At 66.7% G+C, this 25,149-nt stretch carries 23 protein-coding genes and 1 tRNA gene; 15 read left to right on the top strand and 9 right to left on the bottom strand.

Annotation, left to right across the window (positions count from 1 at the left end; all coding sequences use genetic code 11):
* Position 1 precedes the first annotated feature (1 nt).
* The 6 genes from AC4PTB_RS10970 to AC4PTB_RS10995 are packed head-to-tail and all read left to right on the top strand — an operon-like array spanning position 2 to position 5,450.
* The gene (locus AC4PTB_RS10970; RefSeq protein ID WP_492189988.1) at positions 2 to 1,162 is read left to right on the top strand and encodes a D-alanyl-D-alanine carboxypeptidase family protein; all 1,161 of its coding nucleotides are present in this window, start codon (positions 2 to 4) and stop codon (positions 1,160 to 1,162) included.
* A gap of 4 nt (positions 1,163 to 1,166) precedes the next feature.
* Entirely contained in the window at positions 1,167 to 1,787 is a 621-nt protein-coding gene (gene tmk, locus AC4PTB_RS10975; RefSeq protein ID WP_492189989.1) for a dTMP kinase, read from the top strand.
* Positions 1,784 to 2,893 carry a DNA polymerase III subunit delta' gene (locus AC4PTB_RS10980; protein WP_492189990.1) on the top strand — a complete coding sequence of 370 codons (1,110 nt, stop codon included), beginning with the start codon at positions 1,784 to 1,786 and terminating at the stop codon, positions 2,891 to 2,893. Before tmk ends, AC4PTB_RS10980 begins: the two co-directional genes overlap by 4 nt.
* Before the next feature lie 16 nt (positions 2,894 to 2,909).
* Complete coding sequence (locus tag AC4PTB_RS10985; RefSeq protein WP_492189991.1) at positions 2,910 to 3,707, top strand: TatD family hydrolase; 798 nt, start codon at positions 2,910 to 2,912, stop codon at positions 3,705 to 3,707.
* Positions 3,700 to 4,503, top strand: a complete 804-nt coding sequence (locus AC4PTB_RS10990) for an MBL fold metallo-hydrolase (RefSeq protein ID WP_492189992.1) — start codon at positions 3,700 to 3,702, stop codon at positions 4,501 to 4,503. Before AC4PTB_RS10985 ends, AC4PTB_RS10990 begins: the two co-directional genes overlap by 8 nt.
* Entirely contained in the window at positions 4,500 to 5,450 is a 951-nt protein-coding gene (locus AC4PTB_RS10995) for an AEC family transporter (RefSeq protein WP_492189993.1), read from the top strand. Before AC4PTB_RS10990 ends, AC4PTB_RS10995 begins: the two co-directional genes overlap by 4 nt.
* A gap of 187 nt (positions 5,451 to 5,637) precedes the next feature.
* Here AC4PTB_RS10995 and AC4PTB_RS11000 read toward each other — a convergent pair whose 3' ends face one another.
* The 7 genes from AC4PTB_RS11000 to AC4PTB_RS11030 form a co-directional block, all read right to left on the bottom strand.
* Positions 5,638 to 6,591: an ABC transporter permease gene (locus tag AC4PTB_RS11000; protein ID WP_492189994.1), complete on the bottom strand. Its 954-nt coding sequence runs from the start codon at positions 6,589 to 6,591 to the stop codon at positions 5,638 to 5,640.
* 12 nt (positions 6,592 to 6,603) lie between these two features.
* The gene (locus AC4PTB_RS11005; RefSeq protein ID WP_492189995.1) at positions 6,604 to 7,869 is read right to left on the bottom strand and encodes an ABC transporter permease; all 1,266 of its coding nucleotides are present in this window, start codon (positions 7,867 to 7,869) and stop codon (positions 6,604 to 6,606) included.
* Positions 7,870 to 7,970: 101 nt separating this feature from the next.
* Positions 7,971 to 9,044: an ABC transporter substrate-binding protein gene (locus AC4PTB_RS11010; protein WP_492189996.1), complete on the bottom strand. Its 1,074-nt coding sequence runs from the start codon at positions 9,042 to 9,044 to the stop codon at positions 7,971 to 7,973.
* 111 nt (positions 9,045 to 9,155) lie between these two features.
* Positions 9,156 to 10,247: an ABC transporter ATP-binding protein gene (locus tag AC4PTB_RS11015; RefSeq protein ID WP_492189997.1), complete on the bottom strand. Its 1,092-nt coding sequence runs from the start codon at positions 10,245 to 10,247 to the stop codon at positions 9,156 to 9,158.
* Between the two features lie 84 nt (positions 10,248 to 10,331).
* Positions 10,332 to 13,061: a Hint domain-containing protein gene (locus AC4PTB_RS11020; protein WP_492189998.1), complete on the bottom strand. Its 2,730-nt coding sequence runs from the start codon at positions 13,059 to 13,061 to the stop codon at positions 10,332 to 10,334.
* A gap of 174 nt (positions 13,062 to 13,235) precedes the next feature.
* Positions 13,236 to 13,322 (bottom strand) — tRNA-Leu (locus tag AC4PTB_RS11025).
* A gap of 148 nt (positions 13,323 to 13,470) precedes the next feature.
* Positions 13,471 to 15,261, bottom strand: a complete 1,791-nt coding sequence (locus AC4PTB_RS11030; RefSeq protein WP_492189999.1) for a peptidoglycan-binding domain-containing protein — start codon at positions 15,259 to 15,261, stop codon at positions 13,471 to 13,473.
* A gap of 162 nt (positions 15,262 to 15,423) precedes the next feature.
* On the opposite strand from AC4PTB_RS11030, the gene lipB reads away from it, so the two are divergent.
* The 5 genes from lipB to AC4PTB_RS11055 all read left to right on the top strand — a co-directional run bounded on the left by lipB (position 15,424) and on the right by AC4PTB_RS11055 (position 20,836).
* Complete coding sequence (lipB, locus tag AC4PTB_RS11035) at positions 15,424 to 16,086, top strand: lipoyl(octanoyl) transferase LipB (RefSeq protein WP_492190000.1); 663 nt, start codon at positions 15,424 to 15,426, stop codon at positions 16,084 to 16,086.
* Positions 16,087 to 16,333: 247 nt separating this feature from the next.
* Positions 16,334 to 16,747: a c-type cytochrome gene (locus tag AC4PTB_RS11040; protein WP_492190001.1), complete on the top strand. Its 414-nt coding sequence runs from the start codon at positions 16,334 to 16,336 to the stop codon at positions 16,745 to 16,747.
* A gap of 106 nt (positions 16,748 to 16,853) precedes the next feature.
* On the top strand, positions 16,854 to 17,237 hold the full coding sequence (locus tag AC4PTB_RS11045) for a VOC family protein (RefSeq protein WP_492190002.1): 384 nt from the start codon (positions 16,854 to 16,856) through the stop codon (positions 17,235 to 17,237).
* Positions 17,238 to 17,438: 201 nt separating this feature from the next.
* Complete coding sequence (gene carA, locus AC4PTB_RS11050) at positions 17,439 to 18,605, top strand: glutamine-hydrolyzing carbamoyl-phosphate synthase small subunit (RefSeq protein WP_492190003.1); 1,167 nt, start codon at positions 17,439 to 17,441, stop codon at positions 18,603 to 18,605.
* A gap of 152 nt (positions 18,606 to 18,757) precedes the next feature.
* On the top strand, positions 18,758 to 20,836 hold the full coding sequence (locus tag AC4PTB_RS11055; protein WP_492190004.1) for a glycosyltransferase family 2 protein: 2,079 nt from the start codon (positions 18,758 to 18,760) through the stop codon (positions 20,834 to 20,836).
* 6 nt (positions 20,837 to 20,842) lie between these two features.
* Here AC4PTB_RS11055 and AC4PTB_RS11060 read toward each other — a convergent pair whose 3' ends face one another.
* Positions 20,843 to 21,478, bottom strand: coding sequence for a GntR family transcriptional regulator (locus tag AC4PTB_RS11060; RefSeq protein WP_492190005.1), 636 nt, complete (start codon positions 21,476 to 21,478; stop codon positions 20,843 to 20,845).
* A gap of 158 nt (positions 21,479 to 21,636) precedes the next feature.
* On the opposite strand from AC4PTB_RS11060, the gene AC4PTB_RS11065 reads away from it, so the two are divergent.
* The 4 genes from AC4PTB_RS11065 (at position 21,637) to AC4PTB_RS11080 (ending at position 24,286) form a co-directional block, all read left to right on the top strand.
* Positions 21,637 to 22,296 (top strand): pyrimidine 5'-nucleotidase, encoded by a 660-nt coding sequence (locus AC4PTB_RS11065; protein WP_492190006.1) that lies wholly within the window; start codon positions 21,637 to 21,639, stop codon positions 22,294 to 22,296.
* A 135-nt stretch (positions 22,297 to 22,431) separates the two neighbouring features.
* Entirely contained in the window at positions 22,432 to 22,650 is a 219-nt protein-coding gene (locus AC4PTB_RS11070; protein WP_492190007.1) for a hypothetical protein, read from the top strand.
* A gap of 149 nt (positions 22,651 to 22,799) precedes the next feature.
* Positions 22,800 to 22,982: a hypothetical protein gene (locus tag AC4PTB_RS11075; protein ID WP_492190008.1), complete on the top strand. Its 183-nt coding sequence runs from the start codon at positions 22,800 to 22,802 to the stop codon at positions 22,980 to 22,982.
* Positions 22,983 to 23,068: 86 nt separating this feature from the next.
* A complete protein-coding gene (locus AC4PTB_RS11080; RefSeq protein WP_492190009.1) occupies positions 23,069 to 24,286 on the top strand; it encodes a UbiH/UbiF family hydroxylase in 1,218 nt (405 codons plus the stop codon).
* Positions 24,287 to 24,452: 166 nt separating this feature from the next.
* On the opposite strand, the gene urtE is transcribed toward AC4PTB_RS11080, so the two are convergent.
* The gene (urtE, locus tag AC4PTB_RS11085) at positions 24,453 to 25,148 is read right to left on the bottom strand and encodes an urea ABC transporter ATP-binding subunit UrtE (protein WP_492190010.1); all 696 of its coding nucleotides are present in this window, start codon (positions 25,146 to 25,148) and stop codon (positions 24,453 to 24,455) included.
* Position 25,149: the final 1 nt, after the last annotated feature.

Consider the following 25,149-nt stretch of genomic DNA (forward strand, 5'->3'; position numbering starts at 1 on the left):
CATGTCGCCCCTCCGACTGCTTGCCCTCGCCGCACTTGCGGCGCTGACCGCCCTGCCCGCCGCCGCCTTCGACACCCGCGCCCGCACCGCTTGGGTCTATGATCTGACGACGCAGACCGTGCTTTTGGAAAAGGATGCCGATATCGCGGTGCCGCCCGCCTCGATGTCGAAGCTGATGACGCTGAACATGCTGTTCGAGGCGCTGTCCGAAGGCCGGGTGACGCTGGACACCACCTTTGCCGTCTCGACCAAGGCCAAGCAGATGGGCGGCTCGACGATGTTCCTGAATGAAATGGACCGGCCGAGCGTGCGCGAGCTGATGCAGGGCGTGGTGATCAATTCGGGCAATGACGCCTGCGTGGTGGTGGCCGAGGGGCTGGCGGGCTCGGAAAGCGCCTTTGCCGCGGGGATGACCGAACGGGCGAAGATGCTGGGCATGACGCGCTCGACCTTTGCCAATGCCTCGGGCTGGCCGCATCCCGACCAGCGCATGTCGATGCATGATCTGGGGATTCTGGCGGTGCGGCTGATCACGCAATTCCCGCAATATTACCCGCTGTTTTCGGAAACGCAGTTCAACTACAAGAACCGCGCCCCGGCCAATGCGCATAACCGCAACCCGCTGTTGAAGATCGCCGCCGCCGACTGGCATGCCGACGGGCTGAAGACCGGCCATACCGAGGAGGCGGGCTACGGCCTTGTCGGCTCAGCGGTGATGGGGGATCGGCGCATCGTCTTCGTGATCTCGGGTCTGGCGTCAGAGGCCGACCGGGCGTCGGAAGCCGAGGCGGTGGCGAACTGGGCGTTTCGGCAGTTCGTGATGAAGACGGTGGCGAAAAAGGGCACCCGGCTGGCCGAGGCGCCGGTCTGGCTGGGCACCGAGGCCAGCGTCGGGCTGGTGCCTGCGGCCGATGTCGCCATGCTGATCCCGGCGGGTGCGGCCGAGGGGGTGAAGGCCGAGGCGGTCTTTGACGGCCCGGTCACCGCGCCGGTGACAGCGGGCACCGAGCTGGGGCGGCTGGAAATCACCGTGCCGGGGCTGGGGCTGCGCAAGGTGCCGCTGGTGGCGGAAACCGACGTGGCCGAGGGCGGCTTCCTGGTGCGCTTCACCGCCGCCGCGGGCCGGCTGCTGTCGCAGACCCGCCAGATGGTGGCCGGCTGAGCCGATGTTCATCACCTTCGAGGGCATCGACGGCTCGGGCAAATCCACCCAGGCGCGGCTTTTGGCCGAGGCTTTGGCGGGGCTTGGCCGCGATGTCATCCGCACCCGCGAGCCGGGCGGCAGCCCCGGGGCCGAGGAAATCCGGGCGCTGGTGCTGCAGGGCGATCCCGACCGCTGGTCGGCCAGAACCGAGATCCTGCTTTTCACCGCGGCGCGGCGCGACCATCTGGAACGCACGATCGCACCGGCGCTGGCCGCGGGCAAGGTGGTGATCTGCGACCGCTTTGCCGACAGCACGCGGATGTATCAGGGGCTGTCGCGCGGCGATCTGCGCGGGCTTGTCGATGAGCTGCACCGGTTGATGATCGGGCGCGAGCCGGACCTGACCTTCCTGATCGACATTGCGCCCGAAGTGGGCCTTGCCCGTGCCAAGGGGCGGCAGGGCCATGAGGAACGCTTCGAGGATATGGGGCTGGCGATGCAGGCCCGGATGCGCGATGGCTTCCTTGGCCTTGCACAGGAATTTTCCAACCGTTTCAAGGTGATCTCGGGCGACCGCCCGCCCGGGGCCGTCGCCGCCGAAGTGCTCGATGTCACCCTTGCCGCGCTTCGGGCCCGCGCATGAGCCGCGACGAGCTGCCCGATCCGACCCAGGTCGAAGGCGCCCCCCATCCACGCCAGACCCTGCATCTTTACGGGCAGGAAAAGGCCGAGGCCGATTTCCTGAGCGCCTTCACCTCGCACCGGCTGCACCATGCCTGGATGCTGACCGGCCCGCGCGGCGTCGGCAAGGCGACGCTGGCCTGGCGTATCGCCCGGTTTTTGCTGAGCCAGCCGCGGGAAGACGGCGGCGGGCTTTTCGGCACGCCCGAGCCCCCGCGCAGCCTGGACGCCGACCCCGAGCACCCGGTCTGCCGCCGGATCATGGCCGGGGCCGAGCCGCGGCTGTTCCACCTCAAACGCGGGCCGAACGACAAGGAAACCGCCCTCTCGGAAGACATCCGCGTGGTCGAGGTGCGCAAGCTGACCTCGTTTCTGCATCTGTCGGCGGCAGACGGCGGGCGGCGCGTGGTGATTGTCGATGCGGCCGACGAACTGGCCACGGCCGGGGCGAATGCGCTGCTGAAACTGCTCGAAGAGCCGCCGCCCTTGGTCACCTTTCTGCTGGTCACGCACCAGCCCGCGCGGCTTTTGCCCACGATCCGCTCGCGCTGCCGCGAATTGCGGCTTGCGGCGCTGGCCCCCGAGGATCTGGCGCAGGCGCTTCAGGGCGCGGGGGCCGAGACCGAGGACACCCTCGCCCTCTCGGCGCTTGCGGGCGGATCGGTGGGCGAGGCGATCCGGCTGATCAATCTGGACGGGCTCGAGGCTTACCGGGCGCTGATCGGGCTGATGACCGGTCTGCCGCGGATCGACCGGCAAAAGGCCTGGGCGCTGGCCGAGGGCATGACCGGGCGCGGCAACGAGGCGCGGTTTGATCTGATGCTTGGTCTGATGGATCTGTTTCTGGCCCGTCTGGCCCGCGCCGGTCTGACCGGGGCGCCGCAACCCGAGGCCGCCCCGGGCGAGGCCGCGCTGCTGACGCGCCTTTGCCCCGATGGCGCGGCGGCGCAGAAATGGGCCGGGCTGCATCAGGATCTGGGCGCGCGGGCGCGGCATGGCAAGGCGGTCAACCTTGACCCGGCGACGCTGGTCATGGATATGGTTCTTGCCATCAACGCCGCGCCTTAGGCGGCAGGAGAGTTCCTTGACCGCGCCGCTTCCGCTTCTTGTCGACAGCCATTGTCACCTTGATTTCCCCGACTTCGCCGAGGAACTGCCCGAGGTCGTCGCCCGCGCCCGCGCCGCCGGGGTGAGCCGAATGGTGACGATCTGCACCCGGCTGCGCAATGTCCCGCAGGTGCGCGCGATTGCCGAGGCGCATGAGGGCGTGTTCTGGGCCGCGGGCACCCATCCGATGAGCGCCGCCGAGGAACCGATGGCGACGGTCGCGGAGCTGGTCGCGCTGGCAGCGCATCCGAAGTTTGTCGGCATCGGCGAGACCGGGCTTGATTATCACTACACCGCCGAAAGCGCTGATATCCAAAAGGTTTCCCTGCGCCTGCATATCGAGGCGGCGCAGGAAACCGGCCTGCCGCTGATCATCCATTCCCGCGCCGCCGATGACGACATGGCCGCGATCCTGACCGAGGCGATGCGTGCCAAGCCCTTTGGCTGCGTGATGCATTGCTTTTCCTCCGGGCCGGAGCTGGCGCGGGTGACGCTCGAACTCGGCTGCTATCTTTCCATGTCCGGCGTCGCCACCTTCCCAAAATCGCAGGAAATCCGCGACATCTTCAAGACCGCGCCCTTGGACCGCATCTTGCTGGAAACCGACGCGCCCTATCTCGCCCCTCCGCCCTTCCGCGGGCGTCGCAACGAACCCGCCTATACGGCGCATACCGCGAAGATCGGCGCCGAGGTTTTCGGGCTGTCCCTGGCCGATTTCGCCGCCGCTACGACCGCGAATTTCGACCGTCTTTTCGCAAAGGCCCGCCATGGCTGACCGGCTGCGCTTCACCATCCTTGGCTGCGGCTCCTCGGGCGGTGTGCCGCGCATCGGCGGCCATTGGGGCGAGTGCGATCCGGCCAATCCGAAAAACCGCCGCTCGCGCTGCTCGCTGCTGATCGAGCGGATCGGTGCCGCGGGCATCACCCGCGTCCTGATCGACACCTCGCCCGATCTGCGCGAACAACTGCTGCGCGCCGAGGTGGCGACGCTCGATGCCGTGGCCTTCACCCATCCCCATGCCGATCACATGCACGGGCTGGATGACATTCGTCAGATCACCTTCAACATGCATGCGCGGCTGCCGGTCTGGGCCGACGACCCCACGACCGAGGCGCTGATCAACCGCTTCGGCTATGCTTTCGTGCAGCCCGCGGGCAGCGCCTATCCGCCGATCTGCGACCTGCGGACGATCGACGGCCCCTTCACCGTGACCGGCGCGGGCGGGCCGGTGACGCTGGTCCCGTTCCGCGTCGCGCATGGCAATATCCCGGCGCTGGGCTTTCGCATCGGCGGATTGGCCTATCTGCCCGACGTTTCGGCCATTCCCGAGGAGGCCTGGCCGGTGCTTGCCGGTCTCGATATCTGGGTGCTCGATGCGCTGCGCAGGAAGCCGCATCCGAGCCATGCGCATCTGGCGCTTTCGCTCGAGTGGATCGCGCGGGCGGCGCCGAAAGAAGCGGTGCTGACGAACCTGCATATCGATCTCGACCATTCGGATCTGGAGCGCGAAACCCCCGCCCATGTCCGCGCCGCCTTTGACGGGATGGTGCTGGACCTTCCCGCCGCATGAGCGCGCTGATCGACGTGATCCTGCCGGTCTTTTTGGTGATCGGCTTTGGCTATGTCGTTGCGTGGAAAGGGCTTTTCAGCGCGTCGGCGGTCGAGGGGCTGATGCGGTTTGCGCAGAATTTCGCCGTGCCCGTGCTGCTGGCGCGCTCGATCGCGACGCTTGATCTTTCCGCCAGCTACGACGCCGGGCCGATGCTGTCCTTCTACGCGGGCGCGCTGGCCTGCTTTGCCATCGGCGGCCTTGCGGCGCGGCTCTGGCTGAAACGCAGCGGCCCGGATGCGGTGGCGATCGGTTTCGCCTGCATGTTCTCGAACTCGCTGCTTCTGGGCGTGCCGATCACCGAGCGCGCCTATGGCCCCGATGCGCTGGCGGGCAATTTCGCCATCATCTCGTTTCACTCGCCCTTCTTTTACACGGTGGGAATCGTGGCGATGGAATGGGTGCGCAGCCACGGCACCGGCGCGGGGCTCTCGCGCGTGGGGTGGAACGCGCTCGTCGGCATCCTGCGCACGCCGCTGGTCATCGGCATCCTCTGCGGCTTCGCGCTGCAGGCGTTCTCGGCGCTGACGGGCCAGCCGCTGCCCGGGCCGCTGATGGCGGCGATGGAGATGATCGCCAAGGCCGCGCTGCCCGCGGCGCTCTTCGGTCTGGGCGGGGTGCTCTTGCGCTACCGCCCCGAGGGCGACTTGCGCGCCATCGCCATGGTCACCGCGCTGTCGCTGATCGTGCATCCGGGCATCGCCTATGCGCTGGCGCATGGCGTTTTCGACGTGCCGACGGCGGGGCTGCGCTCGGCGGTGCTGACGGCGGCGATGGCGCCGGGGGTCAATGCCTATCTGTTTGCGAACCTTTACGGCACGGCGCAGCGCGTCGCCGCTTCAAGCGTGCTGATTGCCACCGCGCTTTCGATCCTGTCGATCTGGGTCTGGCTCGCGATCCTGCCGTAAGCAAGGGGGGCGCTGCCCCCCGTCCCTGCGGGACTCCCCCCGGGATATTTGTGGCAAGATGAAGGGCCGCACAGCCCTTTCCGACTGTGTTTCACCTTGCTCCAAATATCCTCGGGGGGTGAATTTTGCGCAGCAAAAGAGGGGGGCAGACAGCCCCCCTCTCGCGGTTCGGATCTGGTAGGCCGTCTCAGGCCGGGCTCAACCCGCGCAGCCGCTCCGAGCGGCGGCGCAGCAGTTCCACCACGGTCAGGAGCGCCACCGAGATGATCACCAGAAGCGTCGCCACCGCCAGGATCGCCGGGCTGATCTGTTCGCGGATGCCGTTCCACATCTGCCGCGGGATTGTCTGTTGGTCATTCGCCGCGATGAACAGCACCGCCACCACCTCGTCGAAGGAGGTGACAAAGGCGAACAGCCCGCCCGAGACCACGCCCGGCATGATCAGCGGCATCTGCACCCGGAAGAAGGCGGTGCGCGGATTGGCCCCCAGCGAGGCCGCGGCACGGACCAGCGACTGGTCGAAGCCCGAAAGCGTCGCCGTCACCGTGATGATGACGAAGGGAATGCCCAAAGCCGCATGGGCGAGGATGATGCCCGGATAGGTGCCCGCCAGACGGCCCCATTCGAACCGGCCCTGCGCGTCAATCCCCGGCACCCATTGGCCGGAGTAGAAGAAGAACATGCCGGTGGCCGAAATGATGATCGGCACGATCATCGGCGAGATCAGCACGGCAGTGATCTGCTTGCGCCAGGGCATCTCGGGCCGGGTCAGGCCCAGCGCCGCGACGGTGCCAAGGCCGGCCGAGATCAGCGTGGCGAAAACCCCGATGATCACCGAATGTTTCGTCACCTGCACCCAGGTCGCATTTTCCCAGAAATCCCACCAGAAGGCCATGTCGCGCGGCGCCTCGGGGTTCTGCATCCCGAAGGTGATCAGGCTGTCATACCAGCGCAGCGAATAGCCCGCGGGATCAAGCCGCATCATCTTCTCGGTGAAGGTGAAATAGGGCTCGGCGTTGAAGCTGAGCGGGATCACGATGAGGATCGGCGCAATCAGGAACAGAAGGATCAGCGCGCAAAGACCAAGATAGGTGTAGTGCCACAGCTTTTCGAGCGGGCTTGCGTAGACGGGAAGGGCCATCGGGGTGTCCTCTCAGCCGAGCTTCATCTTGTCGATGCCGACGATGCGGTCGTAGATCCAGAAGAAGATCAGCACGACGATCAGCAGTTGCGCGGCCAGCGCGGCGGCCAGCGACCAGTTCAGCGATTTCTGCATGTGGAAGGCGATCAGGTTCGAGATCATCTGACCATCGGCGCCGCCGACCAGCGCCGGGGTGATGTAATAGCCCATCGCCAGGATGAAGACCAAAAGCCCCCCCGCCCCCACGCCCGGCAGCGTCTGCGGCAGATACACGCGCCGGAAGGCGGTCCAGGAGGTCGCCCCCAGCGACCGGGCGGCGCGGACATAGCTGGGCGGGATCGTCTTCATCACCGAATAAAGCGGCAGGATGGTGAAGGGCAACAGGATATGGGTCATCGCGATGATCGTGCCCATCTCGTTGTAGATCATCTGGATGCGGCCCTTGTCATCGATCACGCCAAGCCAGACCAGCAGATCGTTCAGCACCCCCTGTTGCTGCAAAAGCACCATCCAGGCGGTCGTGCGCACCAGAAGCGAGGTCCAGAACGGCAGCAGCACGAAGATCATCAACAGCATCGCCTTGCGCATCGGCAAGGTGGCCAGCAGATGGGCGATCGGAAAGCCGATCAAAAGGCAGATCGCGGTGATTTCCAAAGACAGCGTCAGCGTGCGCAGCATCAGCTTCTTGTAGACCGCCTGGCCCTCGGGCACCGGCACGATCGCACCCGTCGCGTCGCGCCTGAGATCATTCGCCGCCAGATAGAAATCCAGCGTGAAGGGCGAGGCGGCGGAGCGCATCGCCCGCCAGACATTCGGATCGCCCCATTTCCTGTCCAGCTTGAGGAAGGCCTCCTTGTAGGGCGGCTGCATCTTCTCGGCGCCGCGCGCCGCCGCGGTAAACAGCGAGCGCGTCCCGGCGACATCGTAATTGACCCGCGTGCCCGCCTCGCCCGCGGTCTTGTTGCGCTTCATCGCGACCAGATCGGCATGCAGCGCGGCATAGGCGGCCTCGTCGATGGCGCTGCCGGGCGGATTGGCGTCGAACCAGGCGCTCAGCGCGGGGACATGGGCGGAAAAGCCGTCGTTATAGACGGATTTGAACAGCATCTGCCCGATCGGCACGATGAAACTGATCAGGATGAACAGAAAAAGCGGCGCAACGAGCAGAAGGGCGCGGCGGCGGCGCACGGCCAGAGATTCGGCGAGCGCCGCCTTGAGCGGTCGGCCGTCGGCGGTGGTCAAAGGCGCATGGGATAGGTCAGCGGTTGCGTCGGTCATTCGGTTCCCCGGTCATGCAAAGTTGCCCCGCCGCAGCAGGCTGCGGTCGGCGGCAGGACAGGACGGGGTTGCCCCCGTCCTGAAACAGGCGGATCAGGCGATCAGCCGGCCAGCCAGGCGTTGAACTTTTCGTTCAGCTCGGTGTCGTGGTCGGCCCAGAAGGTCGGATCGGTCCAGATCGGCGCCTTCATGTTTTCCGGGTTGGTCGGCATGTAGGGCGCCATTTCGGTCTTGCCGTCCTGGTAAAGCCCGACCAGCGCATTCGAGGATTTCCGCGCCGGACCATAGGAGATCCATTTCGCCTGATCGGCCAGACGCTGGGTATCGGTGGCGAAGGCAAGGAATTTCTTCGCATCTTCCAGGTTCGGCGCCCCCTTCGGGATCACCCAGAGGTCGTAATCCATGTAGGAGCCGTCCCAGACTGTGCCGAAGGGCTTGCCCTCGGCGACTTCGGCGGCGAAGAACCGGCCATTGTAGCCGTTCGTCATCACCACCTCGCCATCGGCCAGCAGTTGCGGCGGCTGCGCCCCGGCCTCCCACCAGACGATGTCCTTCTTGATCGTGTCGAGCTTCGCCAGGGCGCGTTTCACCCCCTCGTCGGTGCCCAGCACCTCATAGATCTGGTCGGGGGCGACACCATCGGCATAAAGCGCCAGCTCCATCGTGCGCTTGGCCGCTTTCAGCAGGCCGCGCTTGCCCGGATATTTCGTGGTGTCGAAGAAATCGGCCACGGTCGTCGGCGGGGTGTCGCCGACCTTGGTCTTGTCATAGGCGATCACGGTCGCCCAGACGATGCTGGCGACGGCGCAATCCTGGATCGCGCCCGGCACGAAATCCTCGGTGGCCGGGGTGCCATCGGGGGCGGGCGGCAGCATCGCCGGGTCGATCGGTTCCAGCAGGCCCTCGTCGCACATCTTGATCGCATCCGACAGTTCGACATCGGCCAGATCGATGGTGACGTTGCCCGCCTCGGCCTGCGCCTTGAGCGGCGTCGCCGGGTTGTCGGCGTCGATCGAGTTGATCTTGACGCCGGTCATCGCGGTGAAGGGCTTGTGATAGGCCTCGACCTGACTGACCGTATAGGCGCCGCCCCAGGAAACGACGTTGAGCTCTCCCGCCTGCGCGGCGGCGGAAACGCCGGCCAGCGCGGTGGTGACGATCAGAAGTTTCTTCATCAGCTTACTCCCTTGTTGATGGCTCTGTTGGATGGTCCGCCTGCGGATGTGTCCCCGCTTTGCGGTGATGCGGCGCGGCCGCCGCATCGAAAGCTGTCCCTTGCTCCGACCTTACATCGGATCGAGCGCGCGGGCATCGGCCGGATGCCAGCCGATCTTCACATGCTGACCGGCCTGCAGCTTGGTCTGACCGATCGTATTGCGCGATTTCATCACGAAATCCGTGCTGCCCGCAACCTTCATGCGGGTGCGGAAAATGTCGCCCATGTAGATCACCTCCAGCACTTCGGCATCGATCATATGGGCGCCCGGCGGCATCATCTCGGGCTTGAATTCCACCCGTTCGGGGCGGATCGAGACCAGCGTCTCCTGCCCCTTGTGGCGGATGTTGACCGGCGTCGCGTCGATGATCTCGCCGGTGGCCAGCCGCACCAGGCATTTCTCGCCGTCCAGCTCCTCGACGGTGCCGGGCAGCTTGTTGTTCTCGCCGATGAAGCCCGCGACGAAGCTGTTGTTGGGCCGCTCGTAAAGCACATCCGGCGGGGCAAGCTGCTGAATCCGGCCATCGTTGAACACCGCGACGCGGTCCGACATCGTCAGCGCCTCGCCCTGATCATGCGTCACATAGACGACGGTCAGGCCAAGACTGTCATGCAGGTGCTTGATTTCAAACTGCATGTGCTCGCGCAGCTGCTTGTCGAGCGCGCCGAGCGGCTCGTCCATCAGCACCAGCGCCGGATCGAAGACCAGCGCGCGCGCCAGCGCCACGCGCTGCTGCTGGCCGCCCGACATCTGCGCCGGACGGCGGTTGGCGAATTTGCCCATCTGCACCATGTCAAGCGCGCGTATCACCTTGGCCTCGCGCTCGGCCTTGCCCATGCCCCGCACCTCAAGCGGGAAGGACAGGTTTTCCGCCACCGTCATATGCGGAAACAGCGCATAGTTCTGGAACACCATGCCGATGCCGCGCTTGTGTGGCGGCAAGTCGTTGATGTTGGTGCCATCGAGCAGGATGCGCCCGTTCGTCGCCGTCTCGAAGCCCGCAAGCATCATCAGGCAGGTGGTCTTGCCGGAGCCCGAAGGCCCGAGCATGGTCAGAAATTCGCCCTTCGCAATCGACAGGTTCAGGTCTTTGACGACAAGCGTCTCGCCGTCATAGCTTTTCTGCACATGGTCGAAAACGACGAATCCCTCGTCGGTCATTGTCGCAGTCAATGCGGGCTCCCCGTGGTTTTTCTGGTTCGTTAGCTCCCGTGGGGTTGACTAAAACAGTGCCGATCCCGGATTTCAACCGTGATTTCCCATTCGCGTGAACGCAGCGTCAGGTGCCGCCGCTTCGGTCACAAAACCGTCAGAATGCGTCAGATCACGGCTGATGTGCGACCAGTTCGCGCAGAGCGCCCGATCAATTTGGCGGCGCTGCAAAAACCTGCCCGCGGGGGGGCCATAGGCTTTTTGGACAGGCTCCCCGGCCCAGACCACCCCGGCCAGGGCCGGAAGGGCCCGAATCAGGGTCGCTTTCGCCGCCAGATCAAGGGCGGCGAGTCCCACCGGGCCGGGCCAGAAACTCTCTACCCAGAGCCCCTCGACCGAGAGCAGCGCATGCCGGGGCAGCAGCAGATGCAGATAAAGCACCCCGCCCGGCGCCCGCGACCGGCCATGGCGCACCCGCGCGCCGCCCCAGCCCGTTGCCGCCAGATGCCCCGCCCGCGCCAGAAAGCCGCCCGGCACCGCGATGCCATGCAGCGCCGAAAGCTGCACCGGCGCGGTATTGCCAAGCCGCCCGGCCCCGATCTCGACCGGGCGCAGCTGCGGATCGGCGGCCAGCTCTGCCGCATCGACCCGGCGCGTGCCGATCCAGAGCACCGGCAGCGGCGGGCCATCGCGCACCGTGACCAGATCGCCCGGGCGCAGATCCTCGACCGGGACCGGACCGCGCGGCGTGGCGACGCGGCTGCCCGCGACCAGACAGGGCACGCCCATCGCATGCAGCATCCCGGGCGCCCGCACCGTGGCGGGGGCGACCCCCGCAAGCGTAACCGAGGTGCCATCCGGGAAGATCAGCCGCGCATTGCCCAGCCCGTCATCGCCGACCGTCACATCCCGCACCGTGACCGGCGCGCGGGTGCCATCGTGCAGCCCCGAGACATCGAGCTGGTCGGTGGTCAGCCCCCCGTTCAGCGAAAGGTTGAAATCGGTGATGACATCGCTGCCCGCCCCATCCGCCATCACGATCGTGTCGGCGCCAAGCCCGGTGACCAGACTGTCATTGCCCGCGGCGCCGGTGAGCCGGTCGTTCCCCGCGCCGCCCAGCAGGCTGTCGCCAAAGGCCGAGCCGAGGATCGTGTCGGCGCCTCCGCCACCATCGAGCGTGACCTCTGTCAGCGCCAGGGTGGCGTCGAAAGCATCGCCGGCATCAGTCCCGTTGACCCGCTCGATCTCGGTGAAATACATCGAGGCGGTATCGCCCGTATAGGTCGCCGAAGCCGCCCCCCAGTCCAGCCAGGTGATCTGCGCCCCCGGACCTGAAAGCTGCAAGACATCGACATCGGAGCCGCTTTCGCCGCCAAAGATCATCCCGCTGCCATCGCCGTGGGAAAACAGGAACGTGTCGGACCCGCCCTCGCCGAAAAGCTCGTTGCCGCCGGTCCCGCCCGAGAGCGTGTCATTGCCCTCCCCGCCCGACAGCGTGTCGTCGCCGGCCCCGCCCGACAGCATATCCGCGCCCGAGCCGCCAACCAGGTTGTCATTGCCCCCGGCCCCGTCGATCACCACCCCCGAGGTGGTGCCAGCCGCGCTCACGTTGTCGGCAAAGCCGGTGCCGTAAATCCCCTCGATATTGTCGAAGCTGACGGAATTGCTGCCCTGGGTGGCGGTGCCAGCCTCGGCGCCGGTGAAGATGACCTGCACCCCGCCCTGCGTGTCCTGGCTGAAATCGAGCACGTCGAAATCGAGGCCGCCCGCGGTGGCGGTCGCGCCGCCAAAGACGGTGTCGCTGCCCCAGTTGGTTTCAAGATAGATCCGGTCGGCATCGGCATCGCCATAGATCAGATCGTTGCCGCTGTTGCCCGCCAGCCGATCGGCGCCGTCGCCGCCCCGGATCGTGTCATTGCCCTCGCCGCCCGACAGCGTGTCGGCGCCGGTGCCACCGTCGAGGCTGTCATCCCCGGTGCCGCCCTGAATCGTGTCGAGCCCGGCCCCCCCCAGCAGCGTGTCATTTCCGTCCTCGCCCTGAATCGAATCGTTGTCGGCGCCGCCATCCACCAGATCATTGCCCGCTCCGGCAAAGATCATGTCATTGCCCGCATCGCCAAACAGCGTGTCATTCCAGACATATCCGGTCGAATTGGCATAATCGTCGATCAGATCATTCCCGAGGCCCCCCCGCACGCAGTCGCCGCCGGTGCCGAAGGTGATCGAATCATTGCCCGCGCCACCATCGATCGTGTCGGCCCCGCCCTCGCTGGCGATCACGTCATCACCCGCCCCGGCCGCGATGCTGTCGTTGTAGGCGCCGCCATGGATCACATTGACCAGATCGGGGTCGAAGCTCATCGAGGCCAGCGAGTCGTAGATCGGCCCGTTGGACACGTCGGCGCCGCTGATCCCGTCGTTGAGGGCCGAGACCTGATAGGTCACACCCGGCGTCAGCGGCCGTGTCGTCACGTTGCCGATGATCGTGCCGCCGATCTCCAGCGTGAACATCTGCACCACAATGCCCGACGGGTCGGTAAAGGCCGCAGCCCATTCGGCATAGACCCGCCCGGAAGAGAGCAGCGCACCGCCCGCGTCATAGACCGCGACGAACTGGTTCGTGTCGTTGCCGTATTCGTCGGCCATGTAATTGCTGTCGCCGGACAGGGAGGAGTCGTCATCGGTGAAAACGAATGTCCGCCGCGAGGTCGAATAATCCCAGGCGGGATCGACCCTGAACTGCGACCCCGGGCCGAACGTCGCGCCACCGCCGACAACCTGGACCTGGGCGCCATAAAATCCCTGAACAGTCCAGGTCGTCATCTTCCGCGCGCCTCATCCTCCCCGGCGCTGCCGGGACTTTGGGTAAAGGTGACGCAAATTTCCCAATACGGGCTTAACGCTGATGAAAAACCCGGGCCGGGGTCAGGGTCTGGCCGCCGGGCCGGAAACGACGAAGCCCGGGGTGGTGCCCCGGGCTTGCGGCCATCCGGCCAGTGGTGCGGTTGAAAAGACTCGAACTTTCACGGGAGTTACCCCACAGCGACCTCAACGCTGCGCGTCTACCAATTCCGCCACAACCGCATGTTCTGGCTTGGTGAGGGGCGATTTAGCCGAGCCTGCGGGGAATGAAAAGCCCCAATTTGCGGGTTTTTCAAAAACTCTTGCGCCGCGCCCGAAAAAAGGCGCGCAAGCGCGCCCCTTTCGGCCCTGTTTTCCGGGGCTTGCCCCGTCAGGGCGCCGCCGTGGCAGCGCCTTTCGCGGGCAGCATCGCCGCCCCGGTCGAGACCAGCGACGCCGCCGCCCCGGCAAAGCCCGCAAGCCCCCCCGCCGAAGCCGATTTCGTCGCGACCGTCGCCCCCGGCGCGGCCGGAGCGGGCGTCAGAACCGGCACCGGCAGCACCGGCAAGGCCTCGGCCCGGCCATTGATCGCCAGCGCGGCCTTTTCGATCAGCGCCGCCCGGTCGGTCTGTTCGGGCAGGAACACCGGGGTCTGGCCCGCCGCCAGCGCCGTCTGCGCGACATCATACCAGTCCAGCGCCAGACCGGGCTGCGCCGCAATGCCGACGCCCGAGACCAGATGGTGGCCGATCATCTCGGCATAGACCATATTGCCGGTGCCCGTCAGCACCAGCGCCGAGGCCAGCGCCATTTCGGCATCTCCCTGGTCATAGCCGACCCCCAGACAGACCCTGGCGGTGGCCGCCAGCTGCGCCTCGGGCATGGCCGCGGTTTTCAGCCAGCCCTGCATCCCCGCCACCATGTCATCGCGGGGCGTGCTGGCAACCTTCGCCACCTGATCCTTGAGCGCGGCGGCAAAGCCCTTGCACTGATCGGCGATCTGCGCCGGGGTGAAGCCCGGGATCTGCGCCGCCAGCGCCGCCCCATCCGCCTTGGCCGAGGCCGAGACGGCGCAGAACTGCTCGCCCAGCGCCTGCGCCGGATCGCTCATCGCGGCCACGCTCTGCGGCGCGCCATTCGCCCCGGATTTCGCGGCCACAGCGCTGCAATAGCTGGCCATCGTCAGCTTCGGCGGCGTCATCGCGGCGGCGAAATTCGGCAGGGCCGGCGCGGGCGCAGGCGCGGCCGGCTGCGCCACCGGCACCGGCGCGGGCAGCGCGGGCAAAGACGGCACGGGCGCGGGCACGACCGGCTGCGCGGCGCTCGTCGAAGGGGCGCCGCCCGGCTTCACCTCGCAGGTGCCATGGGTGCAGGCAAACATCGCAGGTGTCGCCCCGGCGAGCTGGAAATCGTTGCGCTGATAGCCCTGCGGCGTCGAGGCGAAGACCTGCACCGTGCAGGCCGGGCCGTTGCACCAGAAGCCCGACCCCGAGACCGAGGTATCCAGCATGTAATCGGTGCGCCCGTCCTTATTCAGATCGGTCATCGTCACGAAACCGGCGCGCTGCATCAGCAGCGTCGGATCGACATTGGCGTTGCGGGCAATTTCCTGCACGGCCAAGGAGACTTCGGGCGGCAACCCGCCGATCGAGCCGCCCGGCATGGCCGCAAGCGCGCCCCCCGCGGTCGCGGTGCCCAGCATCTGATCGCGCTGCGCCAGCAGCATGCCGCGGACGCCCTGCGGGCTGGTGGCGAGGACCTGTTGCACCTGCGGCCCGCCGATCATCGCGCGGTTATAGCCGGTGACCAGGATCTGGCGCTCCATCTCGGTCAGCTGGCCGGTGGCGGGAAAGCCCAGCAACACCTGATATTGTGAGATCGCCGCGCGCGATTTCGGGCCGATCGCCCCGTCGGGCGTGCCCACCGGATAGCCGAAATAGTTCAGCGCGGTCTGCACTTCGCGGTTCTGCTCGCGCTGCGCGGCCGACATCGCGGGCTTGTGCGCGGTGGAGCGATGCACCGGCGCGGCACGGCGCTGGTTCTGATCATTGGCGATGGCCGCCCCCAAAAGCCCCCCGACGATCAGACCGCCAATCACGTCGCCCCCGTCGGCAAAGGCCGGAGCGCCGGTGTTGAGCCCGACCCCAAGGGCGAGCAGACCGGAAACAAGACGACTTTTCATGACTCCCTCCGAAACGGGACCAGACAGACGCGCCCTGCAGCCCGCTCCCACGGGGCGGATCACGGTTGATCACCTTTGGTCAACCTTGCTCAACTCTTCGCCCGAATCATCCTTGAGGCAAGGTTTTTGTTGGTTTAACCCGACAGGACAGGAGAATTGCCGATGCCCGAATGGATCACCTCGGACCGTCTTGTGCCCTATCCCGAGGCGCTGGCCTTCATGGAGGCGCGGGCGGCTGCGATCGCGGCCGGAACCGCCGGCGAGGCGATCTGGCTGCTCGAACATCCGCCGCTTTACACCGCGGGCACCTCGGCACGGGCCGCCGACCTGACCGACCCGGACCGCTTCCCGGTCTATGCGGCCGGGCGCGGCGGGCAGTATACCTACCACGGCCCCGGGCAGCGCGTCGTCTATGTGATGCTGGATCTGAACAAGCGCGGCCGCGACGTGCGCTGCTTCGTGCAGGCGCTGGAACATTGGGTGATCGGCGCGCTGGCCGAGTTCAACGTCAAGGGCGAGATCCGGCCGGGCCGCGTCGGGGTCTGGGTCGCGCGCCCCGAGAAGCCGCCGCTGCCCGACGGCTCGCCGCGCGAGGACAAGATCGCCGCGATCGGGGTGAAGCTGCGGCGCTGGATCAGCTTTCACGGCCTGTCGATCAATGTCGACCCGGATCTGAGCCATTTCTCCGGCATCGTGCCCTGCGGCATCCGCGAGCATGGCGTGACCTCGCTCGTCGATCTGGGCCTGCCGGTGACGATGGCCGATCTCGACCTGGCGCTGCGGACCCGGTTCGCGACCGATTTCACCCCGCGCTGCGGCGGCTGAGCCGCCCCCGCGACGCCCCCGCAACCGCTGTCCCGACGGCCGCCCCGCCGCCCGGAAAAGGGCACCGCAGCGGGCGCATTTCATCTGGCATTCACTTTGCATCCGAAATCTTGCCCCGCAGGTCATGGAATTGAAACAAAGGGATATGCGCGACCTTTTGCCTTGTGGTAAAGCGTGAACCGGGTAAGGAATCTGCCCCTTGGCCCCGGCTCGAGACCGGGCAAGCAAACAGACCAAGGATACAGCGATGAAGATCAGCCTCACTGCCGCCACGCTCGCCGCGCTCGTGCTCGCCGCCCCCGCTTTCGCGGGCGACGCCGCGAAGGGCGAGAAAGAATTCAACAAGTGCAAGACCTGCCACTCGATCATCGCGCCCGACGGGACCGAGATCGTGAAAGGCGCGAAGACCGGCCCGAACCTCTACGGCGTCGTCGGCCGCACCGCCGGCACCTACCCGGAGTTCAAATACAAGGACTCGATCGTCGCGCTCGGCGCCTCGGGCTTCGCCTGGACCGAGGAAGACATCGCGACCTATGTGAAAGACCCGGGCGCCTTCCTGAAGGAAAAGCTTGACGACAAGAAAGCCAAGTCGGGCATGGCGTTCAAACTCGCCAAGGGCGGTGAAGACGTTGCGGCCTATCTGGCCTCGGTCGTGAAATAAGCCTTCCGCAACGGCGGAACCGGCCCGGTCGGCCCCCGACCGGGCCTTTTCCTTTGGCGAAAGCAGCAAAGGGGCGTATCCTGCCCGGATCAACCGGAGGATCCCGATGCAGCTGCGCTATGTCATCCTTTATGTCCCCGATGTCGCCGCCACGATGGATTTCTATGCCGAAGCCTTCGGGCTTGCGCGCGGCTTCCTGCATGAAAGCGGCACGTTCGGCGAAATGGTCACCGGCGAAACGAAGCTCTGCTTTACCGCGGTTTCGCTGATGGAGCAGATCGGCAAACAGGTGGCCACCACGCCCCCCGCCCTGCCCTCTTTCGAACTGGCCTTCGAAACCGAAGATGTCGCCGCCGCCCTGGCCCGGGCGCTGGCCGCGGGCGCCAGCCTGGTGCAGGGGGTCGAGCGGATGGACTGGGGCCAGACCACCGCTTACGTCCGCAGCCCCGAAGGCACGCTGGTCGAGCTTTGCACCCCGGTCACGGCCTAGGCCCGACCGCCCTTTCCCCTTGGCGCAGATATCCCCCGGGGGGGGGGGGGGGCCGAAAGACGGGGGGCAGCGCCCCCCTTCCCCACCCGATCAGATGCCAAGCATATGATTTTCCTGACGATCTTATTCCGCCCCGCAGGCCTTGACCAAACCCGCCCCTCCCCGTAGGTTCGGCCGAATTTTGCCCCGGAGAGTCGCGCCATGCCCATGAGCCCCCAGTCGTCGGAAAAACCCACCGCGCTCATCGCCACCGCAGACGGACAACTCTTCTACGGCCGCGGCTTCGGCGCCACCGGCGAAACCGTCGCCGAGCTGGTCTTCAACACCGCGATGACCGGCTATCAGGAAATCATGACCGACCCCTCCTATGCCGGGCAGGTCGTCACCTTCACCTTCCCCCATGTCGGCAATGTCGGCGTCACCCCCGAGGATGACGAGACCGCCGATCCCGTCGCCGCCGGACTGGTGGTGAAATGGGACCCGACCGAGCCGTCGAACTGGCGGGCAGCGGAAAATCTGGTCGGCTGGCTGGAACGGCGTGGCCGGATCGGCGTCGGCGGCATCGACACCCGGCGCCTGACCCGGGCGATCCGGCAGCAGGGCGCGCCCCATGTGGCGATCGCCCACAACCCCGAGGGCGTCTTCGACATCGAGGCGCTGGTGAAAAAGGCCCGCGACTGGAAAGGGCTTGTCGGGCTTGATCTGGCGAAAGAGGTCACCTGCGCGCAAAGCTACAGCTGGAACGAACAGCGCTGGGCCTGGCCCGAGGGCTACACCCGCCGCGAGGGTCCCGGCTTCAAGGTCGTCGCCATCGATTATGGCGCGAAACGCAACATCCTGCGCTGCCTCGCCTCGGCGGGCTGTGACGTGACGGTTCTGCCCGCCAGCGCCACCGCCGAAGAGGTTCTGGCGCTGAACCCCGAGGGCGTGTTCCTCTCGAACGGCCCGGGGGATCCGGCGGCCACCGGCACCTATGCGGTGCCGATGATCCAGGGCGTGCTGAAAACCGATCTGCCGCTTTTCGGCATCTGCCTTGGCCATCAGATGCTGGCGCTGGCGCTGGGCGCGAAGACGATCAAGATGAACCACGGCCACCACGGCGCGAACCATCCGGTCAAGGATCTCACCACCGGCAAGGTCGAGATCACCTCGATGAACCACGGCTTTGCCGTCGATGCCCAGACCCTGCCCAAGGGCGTGACCGAAACGCATGTCAGCCTGTTTGACGGCTCGAACTGCGGCATCGCGGTCGAGAATCGCCCCGTCTTTTCGGTGCAATATCACCCCGAAGCCAGCCCGGGGCCGCAGGACAGCCTGTATCTGTTCGAGCGCTTCGCCGCCGCCATGGCCGCCCGCCGCGCCGCCTGAGACAAGTTATCCACAGACGTTCGCGCTGTGTTCCGGCCGCCCTCGGGCGGCCGAAAAAATGACTCCTGGAATCCGCTTCGAAAGGCATTTTGGTTAACCCAAGATTAACCAAAAAAGCCAAACCTCACCCCCGAACTCAACCAGGGGGCGAAATGCGCAACTCCAGTCACCACAAGACAAGGCGCATCACGGCGGAGGCCCCCTGGCCGAAAGCCGCCCGGCCCGGCGCATCGCCCCGGCAGGACAGCGGCCCCGAGGCGGCGGAGGATCAGGAGACGGCGGAGCAGGTGACGGTCGGGCGGCCACAGCGACCGCAGCCGGATCGTCGGCCTCTGGGGCAGATCCTGCTCGAGATGGGCGCGGTGCAGCCGGGCGATCTGCTCAAGGCCGTGGCGCTGCGCAAACGCCAGGACGCGCGGCTGGGCGACATCCTTCTGACGCAGGGCTGGGTGACCGAGGCCGATCTGATGGCAGCTCTGGCAAAACAATCCGACGCCGCGGTGATCGACCTTCTGGCCGAACCGCCCGACCCGCGGCTGATCGACACGTTCGGGCCGGAACTCTGCCTGAAGGAGGCGATGGTGCCCTGGCGGCGGATCGGCGGCGTCACCCTGATCGCCACCGCCCGGCCCGAGCAGTTCACCCGCCTTGCCGCCGACCTGCCGCCCGACTACGGCCCCTACCGGATGGCGCTGGCACCCGAGCGCGACGTGCACGGGGCGCTGCTGGCGCGGCGCCAGACCGCCCTGATCCGCCGCGCCGAGGTCAAGGTCGACCCCGACCGCTCCTGCCGCAACCACAACGAGAAACTGGCGGCGCGGCTGGTGCTTGCGGTCACCGCCGTCTCGGTCGCAGGGCTGGTCCTCGCCCCGGTCGCGGTCTTTGCGGTGCTGTTCTTCTGGGCGATGGTCACGCTTTACGCCACGATGGGGCTCAAGCTGGCGGCCTGGATCGCCGAGATGACGGCGCAGCGCCGCGACCGCGCCACCGCCGCAAGGCGGGCGCTGCGCCCCGCGCTGATGCAGCGGCTGCCGATGATCTCCATCATGGTGCCGCTTTACAAGGAACGCGACATCGCCACGCGGCTGGTCGCGCGGCTGTCGCGGCTGACCTGGCCGCGCGAGTTGCTCGATATTCTGCTGGTCGTCGAACAGACCGACCTGACCACGCGCGAGGCGCTGTCGGGGGCAAAGCTGCCGCGCTGGATGCGCGTCGTCACCGTGCCCGCGGGGCCGATCCAGACCAAGCCGCGGGCGCTGAACTATGCGCTGACCTTTTGCCGCGGCACGGTGATCGGGGTCTATGACGCCGAGGACATGCCCGAGCCCGAGCAGCTGCATATCGTCGCCCGCCGCTTCGCCGAAAGCCCGCCCGAGGTCGCCTGCCTGCAAGGCATTCTGGATTACTACAACCCGCGCACGAACTGGCTCGCCCGCTGTTTCACCATCGAATATGCGGCCTGGTTCCGCGCCATGCTGCCGGGCCTTGCGCGGCTGGGCCTTGTGGTGCCGCTGGGGGGGACAACGCTGTTCTTCCGCCGCGGCCCGCTGGAGGAGCTGGGCGGCTGGGACGCGCACAACGTCACCGAAGACGCCGATCTGGGCATCCGTCTGGCGCGGGCGGGCTACCGGACCGAGCTGATCCCGGCGGTGACGCATGAGGAGGCCAATTGCCGCCCCCTCCCCTGGGTCAAGCAGCGCTCGCGCTGGCTCAAGGGCTATGCGATGACCTGGGCGGTGCATATGCGCGATCCGGCGCGGCTCTGGCGCGACCTCGGGCCGAAGCGGTTCTTCGGCGTGCAGATCCTGATCCTTGGCGCGCTGTCGCAATATCTGCTGGCGCCGCTTTTGTGGAGCTGCTGGCTGATCCTGTTCGGGGTCTGGCATCCGGTCGAGGCGCTGATGTCGGAAAGGCTGGAAAACCTGCTGCTCTTCACCTTCGTGCTGACCGAGATCGTGAACATCACCGTCGGCGCCTGGGCGGTGCGGGGCAAGGATCACCGCCATCTGATCCCCTGGGTGCCGACGCTGAACCTGTATTTTCCGCTGGGCGCGCTGGCGGGCTGGAAGGCGATCTACGAGGTGATCACCCGGCCTTTTTACTGGGACAAGACCGTGCATGGCGTCTTTGACGGGCTGCACCATATGTCCGCCCCGGCGCTGCGCCCGGACCCGGAGACGCCCCCGCCCGGCCCGCCGCCGCGCACGCCGCTGGCGCCGCAGATCGACTGAACCGGCTCAGGGATGTTCGGTGCGCGCCTCGGCATCCAGCTTCAGCCGGGTCTCGAAAGCCTGCGAAATATGGTGCCGCAGCGCCGCCGCCGCCGCCTCGGCATCGCCCGCGCCGATCGCATCGACAATCGCCTGATGCTCGTCGAGCGCCTTTTCCCCCCGCCCCTCGGCCGCCAGCGAGGTCGTCGCCAAAAGCGCCATCGAGCGATGCACAAGGTCAAGCTGCTGCACCAGATAGCGGTTGTGCGAGGCCAGATGCAGCTGCCGGTGAAAGCGCTTGTTCGCCCGGGCCAGCGCGATCGGATCGTCCTGGCTGGCGCGATCAAGATCGATCATCTCCTGCAGCACCCGGATTTCCTCGGGCGCGGCATGTTTCGCCGCCAGCCGCGCCGCCAGCGCCTCAAGTTCCGCCCGCACCGCGTAAAGCTCGGCCAGCTGGTTGTGATCGAGCGAGGCGACAATCAGCGAGCGGCCGTCGCGCGCCAGCATCGCCTGGGTTTCCAGCCGCTGCATCGCCTCGCGCACCGGCGTGCGCGACACCCCGAAGCGTTCCGCCAGCTCTGATTCGACCAGCCGGTCCCCCGGCCGGTAAAGCCCGGCATCGATCGCTTCGAGAATGAGCGTATAGGCGTCCTTCTGCATCGAAATCCCGACCTTTCCAATTCCGCGCTCCCATTGTATGCCGCAGTATGCGGACTCGGAGCGGGGGGCAGATTAGGCGCAGCCTTGCGCCGTGACAAGCCGCCACAGTTGCAAATCCGATGCTTTGCCCTAGCTGCCCGACGCTTCCTGGTGAGATCATGCCCGCCTCTGCCTTTTCCCACGTCTGCCACTGGGTCTTCGACCTCGATCACACGCTTTATCCGTCCTCGGCGCGGCTCTTCGATCAGATCGAAACCCGGATGACCGCCTATGTCATGCGCGCGCTCGGCGTTGACGCCGCCGAGGCCGACCGGCTGCGCGATCAATACTGGCGCAGCCATGGCACCACGCTGGCCGGGCTGATGCAGGTGCATGGCGTCGATCCGACGCCCTATCTGCACGAGGTGCATGACATCGATTTCTCGGCGCTGACGCCCGATCCCGACCTGCGCGCGGCCATCGCCGATCTGCCGGGGCAGAAGATCGTCTTCACCAACGGCTCCGCCCCCTATGCGCAAAAGGTGCTGGCGGCGCGCGGGCTTGACGGGCTTTTCGACGGCATTTTCGGGGTCGAACATGCCGAGTATCACCCCAAACCCGCCGCCCGTGCCTTTGCCACCGTCTTTGGCCGCGCCGGGGTCGATCCGGCCCGCGCCGCAATGTTCGAGGATGATCCGCGCAACCTCGCGGTGCCGCATCAGCTTGGCATGCGCACCATACATGTGGCAGAGCATCCCGCCCCCGCCCCCCATATCCAGCACCATACCGCCGACCTGACGCGGTTCCTGCGCAGCCTGCGCGCGCCCCGCCATCACTGACGCGCTGCCGGGGACAGTCACGGTTAAAATAATTCTAACCTTCTGACGCGCGACAACTTGACGCGAATCCCTGCATCCGTATACAAGCGCATGCAGATTTGGCCGTCCCGGGGGATGGCTCTGGGAGACAGCAGCATGACCATGACGACCGCCGCCGGCGCTTTCTCGGGTTCCGATCACGGCCACGCCGAAAAAAAGGACTATACCCTTGCGATGTATCTGATCGCGGCGGTGGTGATCGGGATTGTCGTGGCGGCCGTGGCCACCATGGGCCTTGGCGGGCTGATCCTGTGCGGCGTCGGCGCCACCTGGTTCATGCTGGCGCTTCTTGTCGTGATGACTGCGGGCGGCTGAGCCCCTCCACCGCGTACCGCACCAAGGCCCGGGTCGCAGCCCGGGCCTTTTGTCTCAGCGACCTTTTGCTGGCTCGTTTTTTGCTTGCATTGCGCAGATTTTCCTTGGGTCCGACTCGCAACCGCCCCTCCCCGGCGAAAGGAACCAAGATGAGCACCACACGACCTTCGAATGACACCGCCGCCGCCCTCACCCTGTATCTGATCGCCATTGCGATCTTTGCGGTGATCGTCGCCTCCTATCTGATCGGCGGCCTTGGCGGGCTGATCACCTGCGGCGTCGGCCTGACCGCCGTGGTGATGGTGACGATGGCGGTCAGCGCCCGCAACTGACGGGCCGCGTGCGGCCAAATTGGCCGAAGGCGGTTGAAACCGGTCGCGGTTGCGCCATCTTGAGCCCAAAGCTCAGGGAGAGTGCCATGACCGAGACCGCCGCACCGCCGCGCCTGTCGACCGACATCCTGATTTCCGGCGGCGGTGTCGCCGGATTGACCGCCGCTGCCGCTTTCGGCGCCGCCGGGTTCACCACGATCTGTGTCGATCCCGAACCGCCGGTGACCGCGGAAACCGACGCCGGTGCCGACATGCGCACCACCGCCTTCCTGCATCCCTCGCGCGCGGTGCTGGACCGCGCCGGGCTTTGGGCGCGGCTGGCACCGCATGCGGCCCCGCTGCAGGTGATGCGGATCATCGACGCGGGCGGCGCCCGGCCCGAGGCGCGGATCGTGCGCGATTTCGACGCTGCCGACCTTTCCGACGAGCCTTTCGGCTGGAACTTCCCGAACTGGCTTCTGCGCCGGGAAATGGTCGCGCGTCTGGCGGAAATCCCGCTTGTCGATTTCCGCCCCGGCGTGGCGACGGTGGGGCTTTTGAGCCGCGAAAGCGGCGCCGAGGTGCGACTTTCGGATGGCACACTGGTCACGGCGAAGCTGGTGATCGGCGCCGACGGGCGCAATTCCTTTGTCCGTGAGGCCGCCGGGATCGGCACGAAAACAACGCATTACGGGCAAAAGGCGCTGGTCTGCGCGGTCACCCATCCCAGCCCGCATGGCAATGTCTCGACCGAGGTGCACCGCTCGGGCGGCCCCTTCACGCTGGTCCCCCTGCCCGACCGCGACGGCAAACCCTCTTCCGCGATCGTCTGGATGGAGCGCGGCCCCGAGGCGGAACGGCTGGCGGCGCTGCCGGTGGCAGAGTTCGAGCGCGAGATGACCGAGCGCTCGACCGGGGTTCTGGGGCCGCTGACGCTGGTCACCCGCCGCGCGCTCTGGCCGATGATCACGCAGATCGCCTGCCGCTTCTCGGCCGAGCGTGTGGCGCTGATCGCGGAAGCCGCGCATGTGATCCCGCCGATTGGCGCGCAGGGGCTGAACATGAGCCTCGCCGATCTGCGCTGCCTGCTGGAACTGGCCGAAAAAGACCCGGCGCATCTGGGCGGGGCGGCGATGCTGGCGCGCTACAACCGCCGCCGCTGGCCCGAGGTGAAGGCGCGCGAGGTCGGGATCGATTTCCTCAACCGCGCCTCGATGGTGGAGCCGCGGCCGCTGCGCGATCTGCGCGCCGCGGCGCTGGGCGCGCTTTATGCGTTCAAGCCGGTCCGCAAGACCCTGATGCGGGCGGGCTTGGGGATGCGCTGACGGGGTGCGGCCCTGCGGCCCACCCCGAAAAGGGGGGCGCTGCTCCCCTCTTGGCCTTCGGCCAATTCACCCCCCGGGATATTTGCGGCAAGGTGAAAGGATGGGGTTTATCTTGCCCCAAATATCCCGGGGGTGAGGCGAAGCCGAGGGGGCAGCGCCCCCTTGCTCAGACGCTGACCACGGCGCGCAAGGTTTCTCGGGACAGGCTGTCCTTCGTGCCCTCCATCGCCACCGCGCCGCGCTTGAGCACATAGAAGCGGTCGCCCAGATCATGCGCGAAGTCGAAATATTGTTCGACCAGCACGATCGCCATCCCCTTGGTATCGCGCAGATATTTGATCACCCGGCCGATCTGGGCGATGATGTTGGGCTGGATCCCCTCGGTCGGTTCATCGAGCAGCAGCAGTTTCGGCTTCATCAGCATCGCCCGCGCGATGGCGAGTTGCTGCTGCTGACCGCCCGAAAGATCACCGCCGCGGCGGTTCAGGAAGTCTTTCAGGATCGGAAACAGCTCGTAAATCTCGTCGGGGATGAAACGCTCGGCCCGCGGCAGCACGGCAAAGGCGGTTTCCATGTTTTCCCGCACCGTCAGCAGCGGAAAGATCATCCGACCCTGCGGCACATAGGCAAGACCGCGCCGCGCCATCGCCTGCGGCGGCACGCGGCCGACCGCCTGCCCGTCGAGCGTGATCCCCCCGCCCGAGCGCGGATGCGTGCCCGCAATCGCCTTCAAAAGCGAGGTCTTGCCGACCCCGTTCGTGCCCATGATGCAGGTCACCTCGCCCGCCCGCGCCGCGATATCGACGCCATAGAGGATCTGCGAACCGCCGTAATGCAGCGTAAGTCCTTCGGTTTTCAACATC

This window comes from Rhodobacter sp. 4.3.4, from assembly GCF_058724655.1.

What these genes read in the sequence shown, in the direction of transcription:
- AC4PTB_RS11075 (WP_492190008.1), top strand. Translation starts at nt 22,800, where the DNA reads ATGAGCACCACACGACCTTCGAATGACACCGCCGCCGCCCTCACCCTG.
- AC4PTB_RS10970 (WP_492189988.1), top strand. Translation starts at nt 2, where the DNA reads ATGTCGCCCCTCCGACTGCTTGCCCTCGCCGCACTTGCGGCGCTGACC.
- AC4PTB_RS10995 (WP_492189993.1), top strand. Translation starts at nt 4,500, where the DNA reads ATGAGCGCGCTGATCGACGTGATCCTGCCGGTCTTTTTGGTGATCGGC.
- AC4PTB_RS10990 (WP_492189992.1), top strand. Translation starts at nt 3,700, where the DNA reads ATGGCTGACCGGCTGCGCTTCACCATCCTTGGCTGCGGCTCCTCGGGC.
- AC4PTB_RS11015 (WP_492189997.1), bottom strand. Translation starts at nt 10,247, where the DNA reads ATGACCGACGAGGGATTCGTCGTTTTCGACCATGTGCAGAAAAGCTAT.
- AC4PTB_RS11000 (WP_492189994.1), bottom strand. Translation starts at nt 6,591, where the DNA reads ATGGCCCTTCCCGTCTACGCAAGCCCGCTCGAAAAGCTGTGGCACTAC.
- AC4PTB_RS10980 (WP_492189990.1), top strand. Translation starts at nt 1,784, where the DNA reads ATGAGCCGCGACGAGCTGCCCGATCCGACCCAGGTCGAAGGCGCCCCC.
- AC4PTB_RS11060 (WP_492190005.1), bottom strand. Translation starts at nt 21,478, where the DNA reads ATGCAGAAGGACGCCTATACGCTCATTCTCGAAGCGATCGATGCCGGG.
- lipB (WP_492190000.1), top strand. Translation starts at nt 15,424, where the DNA reads ATGCCCGAATGGATCACCTCGGACCGTCTTGTGCCCTATCCCGAGGCG.
- AC4PTB_RS11005 (WP_492189995.1), bottom strand. Translation starts at nt 7,869, where the DNA reads ATGACCGACGCAACCGCTGACCTATCCCATGCGCCTTTGACCACCGCC.
- urtE (WP_492190010.1), bottom strand. Translation starts at nt 25,148, where the DNA reads ATGTTGAAAACCGAAGGACTTACGCTGCATTACGGCGGTTCGCAGATC.
- AC4PTB_RS11070 (WP_492190007.1), top strand. Translation starts at nt 22,432, where the DNA reads ATGACCATGACGACCGCCGCCGGCGCTTTCTCGGGTTCCGATCACGGC.
- carA (WP_492190003.1), top strand. Translation starts at nt 17,439, where the DNA reads ATGCCCATGAGCCCCCAGTCGTCGGAAAAACCCACCGCGCTCATCGCC.
- AC4PTB_RS11065 (WP_492190006.1), top strand. Translation starts at nt 21,637, where the DNA reads ATGCCCGCCTCTGCCTTTTCCCACGTCTGCCACTGGGTCTTCGACCTC.
- AC4PTB_RS11030 (WP_492189999.1), bottom strand. Translation starts at nt 15,261, where the DNA reads ATGAAAAGTCGTCTTGTTTCCGGTCTGCTCGCCCTTGGGGTCGGGCTC.
- AC4PTB_RS11055 (WP_492190004.1), top strand. Translation starts at nt 18,758, where the DNA reads ATGCGCAACTCCAGTCACCACAAGACAAGGCGCATCACGGCGGAGGCC.
- AC4PTB_RS11045 (WP_492190002.1), top strand. Translation starts at nt 16,854, where the DNA reads ATGCAGCTGCGCTATGTCATCCTTTATGTCCCCGATGTCGCCGCCACG.
- AC4PTB_RS11020 (WP_492189998.1), bottom strand. Translation starts at nt 13,061, where the DNA reads ATGACGACCTGGACTGTTCAGGGATTTTATGGCGCCCAGGTCCAGGTT.
- AC4PTB_RS11010 (WP_492189996.1), bottom strand. Translation starts at nt 9,044, where the DNA reads ATGAAGAAACTTCTGATCGTCACCACCGCGCTGGCCGGCGTTTCCGCC.
- AC4PTB_RS11080 (WP_492190009.1), top strand. Translation starts at nt 23,069, where the DNA reads ATGACCGAGACCGCCGCACCGCCGCGCCTGTCGACCGACATCCTGATT.
- AC4PTB_RS11040 (WP_492190001.1), top strand. Translation starts at nt 16,334, where the DNA reads ATGAAGATCAGCCTCACTGCCGCCACGCTCGCCGCGCTCGTGCTCGCC.
- tmk (WP_492189989.1), top strand. Translation starts at nt 1,167, where the DNA reads ATGTTCATCACCTTCGAGGGCATCGACGGCTCGGGCAAATCCACCCAG.